Origin of the sequence: Weissella diestrammenae, from assembly GCF_014397255.1 — a bacterium.
In the GTDB taxonomy this organism is placed as follows: Bacteria; Bacillota; Bacilli; order Lactobacillales; family Lactobacillaceae; genus Weissella; species Weissella diestrammenae.
The window spans coordinates 996,875-1,009,470 of record NZ_CP060724.1 but is presented as its reverse complement, the minus strand read 5'-3'; the positions used below and the strand labels follow the sequence as shown (position 1 = coordinate 1,009,470).

The 12,596-nt window shown below is 40.2% G+C and carries 13 protein-coding genes; 1 reads left to right on the top strand and 12 read right to left on the bottom strand.

What is annotated here, in order from left to right:
• Window positions 1-61: 61 nt before the first annotated feature.
• The gene (locus H9L19_RS04965; protein WP_187528604.1) at window positions 62-241 is read left to right on the top strand and encodes a DUF3042 family protein; all 180 of its coding nucleotides are present in this window, start codon (window positions 62-64) and stop codon (window positions 239-241) included.
• Window positions 242-293: 52 nt separating this feature from the next.
• On the opposite strand, the gene H9L19_RS04960 is transcribed toward H9L19_RS04965, so the two are convergent.
• From H9L19_RS04960 to mltG, 12 genes are all read right to left on the bottom strand, one after another.
• On the bottom strand, window positions 294-674 hold the full coding sequence (locus H9L19_RS04960; protein WP_187528603.1) for a rhodanese-like domain-containing protein: 381 nt from the start codon (window positions 672-674) through the stop codon (window positions 294-296).
• 84 nt (window positions 675-758) lie between these two features.
• Window positions 759-1,262 (bottom strand): NUDIX domain-containing protein, encoded by a 504-nt coding sequence (locus H9L19_RS04955; protein ID WP_187528602.1) that lies wholly within the window; start codon window positions 1,260-1,262, stop codon window positions 759-761.
• 63 nt (window positions 1,263-1,325) lie between these two features.
• Window positions 1,326-2,420 (bottom strand): LysM peptidoglycan-binding domain-containing protein, encoded by a 1,095-nt coding sequence (locus H9L19_RS04950; protein WP_187528601.1) that lies wholly within the window; start codon window positions 2,418-2,420, stop codon window positions 1,326-1,328.
• A gap of 515 nt (window positions 2,421-2,935) precedes the next feature.
• Window positions 2,936-3,904 carry an ROK family glucokinase gene (locus H9L19_RS04945; RefSeq protein ID WP_187528600.1) on the bottom strand — a complete coding sequence of 323 codons (969 nt, stop codon included), beginning with the start codon at window positions 3,902-3,904 and terminating at the stop codon, window positions 2,936-2,938.
• A 141-nt stretch (window positions 3,905-4,045) separates the two neighbouring features.
• The gene (locus tag H9L19_RS04940; protein ID WP_187529923.1) at window positions 4,046-4,255 is read right to left on the bottom strand and encodes a YqgQ family protein; all 210 of its coding nucleotides are present in this window, start codon (window positions 4,253-4,255) and stop codon (window positions 4,046-4,048) included.
• Window positions 4,256-4,266: 11 nt separating this feature from the next.
• On the bottom strand, window positions 4,267-4,983 hold the full coding sequence (locus tag H9L19_RS04935) for a rhomboid family intramembrane serine protease (protein WP_187528599.1): 717 nt from the start codon (window positions 4,981-4,983) through the stop codon (window positions 4,267-4,269).
• Between the two features lie 9 nt (window positions 4,984-4,992).
• On the bottom strand, window positions 4,993-5,535 hold the full coding sequence (locus tag H9L19_RS04930) for a 5-formyltetrahydrofolate cyclo-ligase (RefSeq protein WP_187528598.1): 543 nt from the start codon (window positions 5,533-5,535) through the stop codon (window positions 4,993-4,995).
• Between the two features lie 30 nt (window positions 5,536-5,565).
• Window positions 5,566-6,219: a penicillin-binding transpeptidase domain-containing protein gene (locus tag H9L19_RS08390; protein WP_276509288.1), complete on the bottom strand. Its 654-nt coding sequence runs from the start codon at window positions 6,217-6,219 to the stop codon at window positions 5,566-5,568.
• A complete protein-coding gene (locus H9L19_RS08385) occupies window positions 6,210-7,607 on the bottom strand; it encodes a penicillin-binding transpeptidase domain-containing protein (protein WP_276509287.1) in 1,398 nt (465 codons plus the stop codon). The genes H9L19_RS08390 and H9L19_RS08385 overlap by 10 nt, the downstream gene beginning before the upstream one ends.
• Before the next feature lie 188 nt (window positions 7,608-7,795).
• Complete coding sequence (gene greA, locus H9L19_RS04920) at window positions 7,796-8,278, bottom strand: transcription elongation factor GreA (RefSeq protein ID WP_187528597.1); 483 nt, start codon at window positions 8,276-8,278, stop codon at window positions 7,796-7,798.
• 92 nt (window positions 8,279-8,370) lie between these two features.
• Window positions 8,371-11,031: a YfhO family protein gene (locus tag H9L19_RS04915; protein ID WP_187528596.1), complete on the bottom strand. Its 2,661-nt coding sequence runs from the start codon at window positions 11,029-11,031 to the stop codon at window positions 8,371-8,373.
• A gap of 18 nt (window positions 11,032-11,049) precedes the next feature.
• The gene (gene mltG / locus H9L19_RS04910; RefSeq protein ID WP_187528595.1) at window positions 11,050-12,426 is read right to left on the bottom strand and encodes an endolytic transglycosylase MltG; all 1,377 of its coding nucleotides are present in this window, start codon (window positions 12,424-12,426) and stop codon (window positions 11,050-11,052) included.
• Window positions 12,427-12,596 lie beyond the last annotated feature (170 nt).

Genomic DNA, 12,596 nt, shown 5'->3' with positions numbered 1-12,596 from the left:
AACAAATTACTGATATAATTATTATATCCAAATATATAATTAAAAGTAGAGGTATTAAACAATGAAGAAATTTGGTTGGGGTATCGTTACCGGTATTGCTGGTACTGTTGCTGGTTTAGTTGGTGCAGGTCATATTTTTCATAAAGTTGCCATTAAGCCCTTAGAAGAAGAAGAGGCTAAGTTCGAGGCGACTGAAATTCGTGGCGCTCGTAAAGCTGGTAACTCACACACACCACGTTAAAAAACTTTAAAAAATAAGCTGATGATTGATTTAACCAATCATCAGCTTATTTTTATTTTGTCTTGCCCGTGTAAGTCGACATACCACCCTTGAGAACAAACATTTGTGGATATCCTTGTTTAGCAAGCTTTCGCGTAATAGAAGCCGCCCCTTGATTGTTCGCATCCACAAAAAAGACAGGTTTATCTTTTCGAATCGCAGCTGGATTTTGCAGCAATAATTGTAATTGAATATTACGTGCGCCTAATACATGCTTAGCTTTAAAATCAGCAGGGTCTCGTAAATCAATAATTTGCTCGCCGCGACTTTGGCTCTCAAATGCTTCACTCGTTAACACTGTTGCATGCCGTTTCAACGAATAAGTCGTCCACCACCGCAATCCTAGATTAACTGCCAAATAGATAATAATCAAAGCTAACAACGCATACAACATTTTTAATTTCCTCGAACTTCAGAATTTTGTTTAATATGTTATCATTTTAGCACAATTTAAGCCCAATTTAACGGCAAATTCAGATTAAATTTTCAGACTCTGCGCCTGTTGCGTGCGTTGATACTGTCGATAAATCTCATAAACAGCCCGGCCGGAAAAGGTTAAATTTGCCGTCTTTAACGCTTCCTTTGACATCCACTTTTTTTGATCAATTTCAGTCATGTCAATATTTTGGCTTTCCGATTGTACATCAGTCGCCAGAAAAACATTAGTAAATAATTGGGTCGTATCACCATTTGCATATTTTGCTTGAAAGTTTGGGCCAGACGCTGCCCCAATCAATTGTAGCCGGTTTGGATCAACAACCACCCCAGCCTCCTCAAACGCCTCTCGACTAGCATTTTCTTGCCATGACATTTCAGGTTCCACATACCCACCCGGAAACGCCCAACCTTTAAAATCACGATTATAAATCAGCATTAATTGATTATCTTTTTCAATCACCACGTCAATTGTCGGCATTACTAATAGCGTGTCGTGACCAATCTTTTCGCGAATACGTGCAACATACGATGCTTGATAGGGCATATTTTTCTCCTTAATACAATAAAGCCCCGAAACAAACCTGTTTCGAGGCATAATCATTATGAATTAACGGGCTTCACCAACGAAGGTCCCAGTTGCGGCATTATAGCCAAAGCCAACAGATGTAATTGAAGCATTCAACAACCAGTTACGGTGTCCAGGTGCAGCCATCATGTTAGTTTCGTTATACCAAGCGCTGATAACACCCGCACCTGATCCAAATTGAATAGCAACAACTTCATAACCATATGACTGTGCGAAGTGCGCTGAGTCAACAGAACCGGCCATCATATTAGCACGCATTGCAGCAGTAGATGCCAAACCAGCGTCATATGAAACAGGCGACAAGCCATATTGTGCACGCAAAGCATTCATTGCATTAAGTGCTTCAGAATAGCTACCTGTTGCTTGGGCAACGGGCGCGCTAGCTGTGTTTTGATTTGTAGTCGCTGTTGCAACAGATGTCGCAGCAGGCGCTACAGATTGCGCTTCAGGCTTTCCCTTAGCGACCCAAGCGTTATATTCGTCCATCGTCATAAAGCCATCACCGTCTGTATCAGCATTGGCGTTATATTGAATATCTTCTTGTGCAACTGGTTCAGCCGCAGCTGATGAAGCAGCTGGTGCAGTTTGAGTTGGTTGTAATTGTAAGACTTGCCCCACAACAATGGTTGCATCCTCACTACCAAGACCATTATATGAAACGATGTTTGCCGTAGAAACTTGTGTCAATTCGGCAATCTTTGATAGTGTGTCCCCACTTTGAACAGTGTAAGTTGTATTATCGGCTGATAATCCAGTTGGTTGAGCAGCTTCAGAGGTGGCTTGCGTATTAGATAACTTCAACGTTTGTCCGATTGACAAAACGTTAGCATCGCTCACTTGCTCTTCCAAAACTGACAAATCAATACCAGTTGCTTCAGCAATTGAAGATAGCGTGTCACCTTCTTGAACAGTATAGTTAGTCAAATCAGCTGATTGGCTAACTGCTTGTTTCACTTCATCGACACTCTTGGCGCGCCATGAAGATTGTGGTGCCGTTTCATCGGCAGATACTTGTGTTTGATCATTAGCTGGAATGAATGCACCAGCAGCCAAGGCTGCTGCGGCAACTAAAAACTTACCATTCTTATATAGTTTCGTGTTTTCAAATTTAGACATTATATTAGTACTCCCTTTGAGCGCTGCTTAATTTCACTTTTATTAGTATATTAATATGGTAGCAGTGGAATTTGACATTAATGTTACTGTTACAAGACACAAACTTAAATTTAGTCTACGAATTCTGTAACAGGCTGTAAAACGTGATAAATAAGGTGTTTTTACCTAATTTTTGTCATTTGCAACACGTTACTAACTGCCAATGATTTTCTTTCTTAAACACTCCTTAAGATTTAGAATTATAAAAATAACGTTAAAAATGCTAATTTTCTACAAATTGTTACATTTGTCATAAAACAGTAACGTTTGTTTATCAAACCATTCGTTTTTTTGACTATTAACGCTTACAAACGCTGGACACAACTCAAAAAGTCACTCATTGAAGCCGATTATACGCGCCATCCATATTTTGCCCACCTACGCTGACACTAGTATGCTTGATAAAAATAAAACGCACGTCAATCAGGTTTCCCCAATTACGAGCGTTTACATGCAATGCAAATGATTTTTTTAAATTAGTTAGCTTGTTTAGCTAGCAATGCTGCCCCATACGCTCCAGCGTCATTACCCAAAACTGCCAACTTGACATCTGTTGTTTCTTTGACAGGTGGGAAAGCAAATTGCTTAAAGTTCTTTTGAACTCGTGTAATCAAGAAATTACCGGCTGCCGACACACCACCACCAATCACGATTGATGACGGATTAAAGACATTAGCAAGGTTAGCGGCAGCATACCCAAGATAGTAAGCCACTTTATTCACCACTTCGTTGGCTAAGAAGTCATCTTGTTTAGCTAAATCAAATACAATTTTTGAGGTCACTTCATCCCCATCATCAATCATGCTCTTCAATTTTGAATTTCCTGCATATTCTTCAGCTAAATCTTGTGCCAAGTGGACAACACCAGTTGCCGACGTATATTGCTCTAAGCAACCGTGGTTGCCACAAGTACATAAGTACCCATCTGGTTCAACAATCACGTGTCCAATTTCACCAGCTGTCCCGATAGCACCATGCAATAATTTACCTTCGTTAATGATACCACCACCGACACCAGTACCAAGCGTGATGAAAATGACTTCTTTTGCATTTTCACCGGCACCACGCCATTGTTCACCCAATGCAGCAGAATTTGCATCATTATCAATGGCCAATGGTAAGCCAGTACCTTCCTCAATTAGCTGCTTCACTTCAACTGGTGTTTCACGCCAATTCAAATTATAAGCCGCTCGGACGGTTCCTTTTTCAAAATCAACCGTACCTGGGGTTCCCATCCCAATACCAATAATACGTTCCTTTGGTAAATCATATAAATCAAGATGGTGGTTAATTGATTCAACAATGTCTGGCACAATATGCGAACCATTATCTAAAACATTGGTGCGAATTGACCATTTTTGTTGAATTTCACCTTCGGCCGTTAAAATAGCGAACTTAATGGTTGTTCCACCTAAGTCCACCCCGATTAATTTATCTTTAGTCATCGTTATTTTCCCCAATCATTTTTAAATGTATGCGTTTTCAATTACTTAATTATTATACAAAAAAAAATCGTAACTTCCAAATTTTTTATCAACAATCCCTTATAGAAAAGGTAGCCAACTTAAAATTGGCTACCTTTACAATCAACTAAGATTCATTTGTTCCATTTCCATCCGATGTTCATGTGCTAATACAAGCTTAATCCTTGCATAATCTTTGGCACTAATAAGATCAGCCCGATATAAATTATCGATTTCAATGGCTGCCAATTCAATATCCCAAATTCGTTTACCGACATGAATATAAATATCATACATTTTTAGCAAATTCAAGACATCTTTAAATGTTCGCATTTGTTCCGTCATTAGACACCTCTTTGCAATGCAATGTATAACAAGCCACCAGCAAGAAGCAACACACCGATCGCCGACATACTTTTACCCCACCAAGTCACTTTAAACGAACCAGTTTGACAGCGACTACTAATGAGCAACGGCGAGGCAATAAGCCCCATCATGATGCCTCCAAGATGTGCATAGACATCAACCCCATCACGCGTAAAACTCATCAGAAACGAAATCACTACCAGAATACCAATTGTTGTTGCTTCGCGCTTCCAAAAATCATGAAAACGATCCAAAATGCCAATACCAATTACGGCACCAAACAACCCGTATATACCACCAGATGCGCCTGCAGAAATACCGCGCATATCACCAAAAGCTAAACTAGCTAAATTGCCGATTAAAACAGCACCAAAAAATAAACATGCAAATCGTACATGACCAATTTGCCATTCTAATAATTTACCGATGAAATACAAAACAACTAAATTAAAGATTAAATGGGTTGGTGTAATATGCAAAAATCCCGCCGCCAACAATCGCCACCATTGGTGCTGTTCAAGAATAGCAGGTCCATACTGTGCACCGGCATGGTACAGCACATTCACTGAAATTGTGGGACTATAAGAAACTAACATTTCCCAAATAAAAATAGCCACTAACACAATTACCAAAGTGATGTTAACTGGTTGAATTTTAAAATTTTCTTGCCAATATTGCTTTCGCGAAAGTTTCATAATCTATCCTTAATCCAAGATGAGAATCTCATCCATTTTTATATCCGTGAGTTCAACTGGCCACATCGGTTGGGATAAATAGTTTGATTGAATGGTTACCCCAAGTTTGTAACCCGCAGCTTGCGCTAAATAGCGATCATAATAACCACCGCCAAATCCGACGCGCTGACCATCAGCGCTGAATCCCAAGCCTGGGACAATGAATAAATCAATGTCAGCAGCTGCTACAATTGGTGCATCAGTTGGCTCTAAAATCCCAAAACTACTTTTAGTATACTGCGTAGATGTAGTGATTTCATGAAAATTCATCCGCCTTTTTGCTTCAACCTTTGGCACCACAACGCGTTTATTGAGTTGTTGGGCAATTTGTACAAGTGCTAAGGTTGGTAATTCAAAACCTTGTGACAGCGATAATGCAACTGTATCAGCTGCTTTAAATCGGTGATGGGCTACAACTAATGTGCCCATCTTTTGCATCAGCGTCCCGCGTTCCAAATCAGACAGCGCGCTTAAATGATTTTGAAAAACCAAACGTATCTCTGTTTTGTTCATGGTCGCCTTCCTTATCACTTAAATTAACCATTAATTACCCGAGTTTTCAACGTCATTCCAATAGGCTTGCCAAATAGCATTTGTAATCGGAATTGACACTGCATCTTCTGACTGATTTGAAATACCAGGAATGACAACAGCCACAGCAACATCACGGTTTGGCACATATGAAATTGCCGTTGAACTATATGTTTGTTGCCCATTGGTGGTGGTTTCAGCCGTTCCGGTTTTAGCAGAGATATCTGGTTTAACCGTTTTCATGCTAGCCCCCGTTACATAAGGGCCCGAACCGTGGACGACTAAATGCATACCTTCCCAAATCGCTTGCCGTTCACTATCAGTCCAGCCAACAGTTCCCAGAACCTGCGTCCCAATTGTTGTTTGTAACTGATCCATATCCGAGTTTTCTTTTCGCTGGGTAATCGATTCGACAACATGCGGACGTACGCGATAACCACCATTTGCAATGGTCGCTACATACTGAGCCATCTGCATAGGTGTATACGTATCATACTGACCAAATGACTCATCCAAAGCATTTCCCTTATGTTCATCATCAGTCTTACCCCGTAGACCAGCCGTTTCTCCAGGTAAATCAATGCCAGTTTTAACACCTAATCCAAAGCGGGCAAACCCATTACGCATCTTCTGCCAAACGTCATTATTCAACGACGTTAAGGACATGTTGGGATAATAACTTGTCCCCCCATTTTCAGCATGAGCTGCATCACATACGAATTTGATGAATTCTGTAATGCAGTTTGCGCAGTCAGTGGCACTGCCCCATTTTGATTAAACCATGACGCCTTTTTAGGTGTCGCCGCAATTTGGATTGGCACATCAGTAATATTGCTATTCTGTGGCGTAATCACATTATTCATAAATGCTGTTGTAATCATGGCTGGCTTAACCGCCGACCCAACGACCTGGGCACGGTTAATATTACCTAATGCATCATCTGTTTTCTTGCCAGTCTGGTTATCACGATAAACACCACCCATTGCATACAGGCCACCTGTTTTAGGATTAATAACAACCGCATAAGCACCTTGCGTTAAACCACCTGGCATTTTTTCGTTCAAGATCTTTTGCACATCTTCTTGGAACTTCGCATTAATTGTTAAATGCAAACTATCGCCAGCTTGTCCCGCATTTTTAACTGCTGTTGTTGTTTCACCCGTTTTACCATCAGTAGAAACTGAAATTTCTTTTTTCGTTCCACGCAATGATGATTCATAGAACTGTTCCAAATAAGATGTTCCCACACTATCATCACGGGCATATCCTTGTGTCAAAAGCGTGTTAACCTTTGAGTCTGGCAAACCAGCTTTCGATGTCGAGACCGAACCAATCACTGACTGCATCCCGGTACCATTTGGATAGTCACGCGTATAATACAATCCCACTTTGACGCCTGGCATCGCTGATTGGCGCTCACCAATTTTAGCCACCTCAGCAGCAGAAACATCAGTTTCCTTCAGGTAGACGGTTGACAGTGCATACGCATTATTCATTTTTTGATAAATCATCGCTGCATTTTTTTGTGCATCAGATAATACGATTTGATCATCATGTTTCATCAAATATTGCGTCAATTGTCGAACCCGTTCATCTGTTCCTTCAACTGCAATATTTTTAATATGCTTAGCTACTAAGGCGCTTCGTTTTGCATTTTGCAAATAATAAGATGCTGCCGCGGATTTTGACAATTGTGCCGTATCAATTTGAATATTTTTGGCGACTTCATTTGCCACTTGGTACATTTTTTGTTCACTAATATTCTTAGGTTTAGTGTACATGACCGCCTGTGACCCTTTATTTGCGACTAACACTTTGCCCGTTGTATCGTAAATCATGCCTCGTTGCACTTTTTCCTTTTCGACACTTTGGGTACCTGATGAAATTTCAGCGACGAACTTCTCGTGATTTCTGATTTGTAAATTCATCAACTGCGCACCAAGTGCAATCAACATAACAATCACAAGTCCTAACAATATATTCAATCGAATTGGAATTCGAGTGAGTGAGTTTGGGGCCTTACGTGCGGTTCCCCTTCGATTCGGTCGTTGCATGCTTACACCTATATTTCCTGAGTTAATTACCTTTAATTTTATCACAGAACAGTGACGGCTTCCTTAAAATCACAATTATAACGATAGCATACATCACTAATTTAAAAAAAGCGGTTAAGTCCGCCATACACAACATTTGATAACTATCAAATATTAAGCATATGCCCACTTAACGCGCTCTTAACTATTTATGCTAATGCAACTGCAAGAATTTCAACTTCAAAAGAGAAACCATTATCCATTACAACTTGCACTTTATCGCCAACCTTATTACCAATTAATGCCTTACCAATTGGTGATTCATTTGAAATTTTACCTTCATCAGGATTAGCTTCAACTGCACCAACGATTGTATATGCTTCCTCTGGTTCACCTGCTTCTTTAAAGGTCACACGCTTACCAACAGATACTTCATCCGCTGCAATAGCCGCTGAATCAATAATTTCAACGTTATCCAACATATTTTGTAGTGATTTAATGCGACCTTCCACAAAGGCTTGTTCGTCTTTAGCTGATTGGTATTCAGAATTTTCAGATAAATCACCATGAGAACGCGCTTCTTGAATAGCAGCTGTAATCTCACCACGTCGAACTGTGATCAACTCATTCAATTCATTTTCTAACTTTTTCTTACCTTCTTCTGTCATCGGGAATTTCTTTTCATCTGCCATTCCTGAATCCCCCTGTCATCTTCAATTTTTATAATTATGCATTTGATAGTTTAGTCATCAAAAACTAAAAATCACGATACCATGTTATTGACTCAATGTAAAGGCTTACCGTGTAACGAATGGCGCCGTTTTGTACTTTCAGACCAACTCAAGCCCATTAAAAATAATACAAAGCCAATTGAAACAACCCCACCAATATGCAATAACGGCACCTTATAGCGATATTCTATCCGATGTTTACCCGGTGAAATCACAGCGCCAACAAAGAAATTAGCAATTTTAATTTGATTCACTTCTTTGCCATCGACATACAAGGTCCAGCCGCGACTCGCTGGAATCGTTGACATCAATAAATTCTCACCACGTGGCATATCAATTTGTCCACTAATCTTTGTAGATGAAAAGTGAGTCATTTTCAACCCTTGCGCTTGAAACGTACTTGCTTGTTCCTGCAGCAATTTAGCATTCAAGGTATATAACGAGACGTCTTGTAACCACAAACTCTTTTTTTGCAAGACTAACTTAATCGTATGTTGACTCCCCACATCACCGGTATCTGGTAATGGAACCACAATAGTATGCCGATGAGATGGGACAGATTGCAAGGTTTCACCATCGACACTGATTATCACATCTTCCGCAGCAATTGATGCACCTAATGTCAGGTAACTAGGCCCACCTTCACGTTTAGCATAGGTTAATACAAGCTCTGCCGGTTGATTTGCATCTTGCTTATTTAAAAATGCACCCGTGATTACAGTCGGTACATTCAAATTTTGCCCCGAAGTCTGTAAAAAATTATCGCTGGTTATCACATTATTTTCAGATTGCCCAGTCAAACTTTGCCATAACTTGTTTTGATTCCCCAGCGGGTCGTTGCTCCGACTCGTATAGCCAATGGCATCTGTATTGGCCGCAAAAGCGATCGGTAGCGCTTGTTCATTTTTTTGAATCAACACTTTATTGGTCTTGGCAATTTGTGGATAAGTCAACATGTCAAAACGCGGATAAGTTGCAAATGTCGATGGATTACCTAATTCAGTCGGTATCGCTCGATTTGGCTGTAGTACATATCGCATACCTAATAAACTATCACTAAGCAAAGTACCACCATCGTAGGCAATGTAATTGTCACCCTCTGGTTGACCAATTGCGGCCATGAAATCACTTTGTTGATGCTCAAGTGCTGAGCTAAAAGTGGTGGCGCCATTAAAGTCGCCCTGTAACGGATCACCTTTTGTGCGCTGAAATGATTTAGTAACACGATAAAAGTCATCGGCTTTTTGAGGTAGTTTTGCACTCGCCGTCTCAATGGACTGAACAATCGTTCGATATTCATCAGCATTAAGATAACTAAAGTTATCTAAAGTCCAGACGGTACTCATTAACATCTCTAAGATAATACTGATCCCCAAACACCAATGCCACCACCACCCACGAAATTGTAATTGCTGTAACACAAGAATGATTGTCAAGAAGCCAACACCAATTCCAATTTGCATCCATGTTAAATCATTTAAAGCTGAGAGTCGATAAATCGACCACCCGATACCGAGCACCAACACGAAGATGAACCCAATTAATTGACGCCGACTCAGTCTCACCTCAGGTGACCAAACTGATGCGGCTAACCATATCATCCAAAAACTAAAGACATACGAAAAGCGATATGGATACCACACTGGGAATGAAAACCCATGCCAGGCAATATTAACCGGGTCATACACCATTGATATAATCAACACAAGCGTTACGAAACCAGCAGCTAATCTTGTTTGCCACCTGATTTCACGATGCGTAAAGAAATACCAAACCAAAATCAAAACAAAACTGCCCACAAAGATATTAGGTAGTCCATCCTTCATCTGTTCAAAATTAAAAGTACCCATAAATAACTTTGAGACCAAGTCTAGTGGTGGATAAGCCAATTGGTTTTTAAGTCCCTCGAGCATATGCTGGCCTTTTGATTCCATCAGGGCTTGAGCAGTTGGCAACCAAATCACAGTCGCTAATCCAATACTCATCAGGGTACTAAAGGTGAATTTTCCAATAATAACCAGGCGCTCATGTAACGTATATGGTTGCCAAAATAGGCGCCAAATGAGATATAGTCCTAAAAATAACCCAATCATATAAGCCATGTAATAGTTAACGATAAAAATAAGCGTCAATGATAACGTCAAACGCCAATGACTCATGCCATCCAAAAAGCGTTCAAATCCAACCACAATCAGTGGCAGCAAAATTGCACCGTCTAACCACATCAAATTTAGTTGATTGGCGACAAACCACCCCATCATCGCGTAAATCAAACCAAAAACAGGTAAAGCCCAACCCTTTTGCCAGCGTATCTGGCGTAAGGCAAACGCCATTGACCAGCTCGCACACCCATATTTAATAGCCGTTAAAAATAAAATTGCAGCCGGCAATTGTGCATTTGTAAATGGTAATAAAAGTAAATTAAATGGGCTCAACAAATAATATGCCCAATCACCAAACGTTTCCCCACCTAGACCTTTTGTAAAACTAAACAACAAATCTGTTGGGTGATGCAAGAGCGTTTGTTTATAACCAGCAAAAAAATCAATATATTGTTGCCCTAAATCAACTGTTAAGATTGACCCATGACCAAATGGCGTCATATGACGATACGCAAAATAGCCGACCATCAAAACTGTCGGCATTAAAAAGCTTATCCAGAGTGCTTGCGTGTTAACCCGCCATTTCAGGGGATTGATTATTTTTTTAAACATTAAATATTCCTAGTTCAATTACTTTGAGTGACTCGTCTCCATGGCTTGATTACTGGCATCAAATTTTTCGACCGCTGCATCATGCGCCGCCTGATTCTTTGAATAGATAATCTCACCCGTTTTTAAATTCGCAACAAAGTAGAGATATTTTTCATCGCGCTCAGTTGCATTCAAAACGGCCTTCACAGCTTGTAAACTCGGGTTATTGAACGGTCCGGGTCCAAAACCACTCTTTTGATATAAATTATATGGCGAATCAACTTGGACATCTGTATTCGACAAATTGACTTTGTCTGTTTGTAACGCATACTTGACGGTCACGTCAGACTGAATCGGCATGTTGATTGAAATGCGATTTAGAAAAACACCTGCTATCTTGCGCATATCTTTATCACCAACACCCTCGCCTTGAATAATTGATGCCAACGTTATTGCTTGTTGAACCGTCAATTTTTGTTTTTCAATTTTTGAAAAATATGGCATTAATTCAGTATTGGTCTTCGCAACCATTGCACTAATCAATTCATAAACATTCTGATACGCATCGAAATTGTAGGTTGCTGGATACAAATAACCTTCTAATCGATATCGTACATCTTTCGCAGCCATCGCTGACTGTAATAATTGTGGGTATTTCTGAGCCAGGCGATCCATAAATGACTGGTCTTTTAATGCGGTCAAAAATTCCTCAGCCGTGAATTTACCCGTCTTATCAACTTTTTTAACAAAACTATCAATCGTTTCGCCTTCAGTCATCGCTACCATATGTTTTGCATTAATTGGCGCATCTGCCCCACCAATTTGTAGCTGGTTAATAATTTCCGCTAACGACATCGTTTGATTGAAACGATAGTATCCTGCTCGCAAATCAGACGTTGTGTGCGTCCGCAAATAATGATTAAATGCCAATGATGAATGAATTAATTTTTTTTGTGCTAATAATTTCCCAATCTGTTTTGCCGATGAACCCGGTGCAACATGAACTGGCTGCATCGTCTTATTTTTAACATTTACGGCCTGATATTGATTAACGGTCACAAAATAATACGCCACGCCACCACCGACCAACATCATTAATACGACCAACATTAAAAATATCTTACGTCCACGTTTCTTAGCCCGTCTGGGTTTCTTAGTCTGTTGCACTGGCTGATTAACTGACGTTGACTTTGACGCCCGTTGCGGACGGTTTGCTTGACGCGCTACCTGTTGCTCATGCAGCGCTGGTTTATCATTCGTCTGAGTGTTTGGCGTTGTTGGTTGAATTGTTTTTGAATCTGGCACATGCTGCGCTTCAACAGGGTCATTTTGACTGGCCTTTTGATTCACTGACTGATGTTTCCCAAGCAAGCGCTTTTTTTCTTTATATCGCGCATTTCGCGGTTCAAATGGCATAACAACACCTTCCTACTTCCTTAATAATATTAAGTATACCGACACATTCCGTTTTTTGTGGTTTGAACGGTTCATTTTTTACCATTTATAAAGAATCATTATTCATGAAATAATACCTAAAAAAAGACTAGGTCAACGGCAATCCGCCATTATCCCTAACCTTCTAACAA

Excerpts from the sequence above, each read along its gene's own strand:
- H9L19_RS04945 (WP_187528600.1), bottom strand. The coding sequence starts at position 3,904 with ATGACTAAAGATAAATTAATCGGGGTGGACTTAGGTGGAACAACCATT.
- H9L19_RS04935 (WP_187528599.1), bottom strand. The coding sequence starts at position 4,983 with ATGAAACTTTCGCGAAAGCAATATTGGCAAGAAAATTTTAAAATTCAA.
- H9L19_RS04955 (WP_187528602.1), bottom strand. The coding sequence starts at position 1,262 with ATGCCCTATCAAGCATCGTATGTTGCACGTATTCGCGAAAAGATTGGT.
- H9L19_RS04915 (WP_187528596.1), bottom strand. The coding sequence starts at position 11,031 with ATGTTTAAAAAAATAATCAATCCCCTGAAATGGCGGGTTAACACGCAA.
- mltG (WP_187528595.1), bottom strand. The coding sequence starts at position 12,426 with ATGCCATTTGAACCGCGAAATGCGCGATATAAAGAAAAAAAGCGCTTG.
- H9L19_RS04940 (WP_187529923.1), bottom strand. The coding sequence starts at position 4,255 with ATGCGAACATTTAAAGATGTCTTGAATTTGCTAAAAATGTATGATATT.
- H9L19_RS04960 (WP_187528603.1), bottom strand. The coding sequence starts at position 674 with ATGTTGTATGCGTTGTTAGCTTTGATTATTATCTATTTGGCAGTTAAT.
- greA (WP_187528597.1), bottom strand. The coding sequence starts at position 8,278 with ATGGCAGATGAAAAGAAATTCCCGATGACAGAAGAAGGTAAGAAAAAG.
- H9L19_RS08385 (WP_276509287.1), bottom strand. The coding sequence starts at position 7,607 with ATGCAACGACCGAATCGAAGGGGAACCGCACGTAAGGCCCCAAACTCA.
- H9L19_RS04950 (WP_187528601.1), bottom strand. The coding sequence starts at position 2,420 with ATGTCTAAATTTGAAAACACGAAACTATATAAGAATGGTAAGTTTTTA.
- H9L19_RS08390 (WP_276509288.1), bottom strand. The coding sequence starts at position 6,219 with ATGTCCTTAACGTCGTTGAATAATGACGTTTGGCAGAAGATGCGTAAT.
- H9L19_RS04930 (WP_187528598.1), bottom strand. The coding sequence starts at position 5,535 with ATGAACAAAACAGAGATACGTTTGGTTTTTCAAAATCATTTAAGCGCG.
- H9L19_RS04965 (WP_187528604.1), top strand. The coding sequence starts at position 62 with ATGAAGAAATTTGGTTGGGGTATCGTTACCGGTATTGCTGGTACTGTT.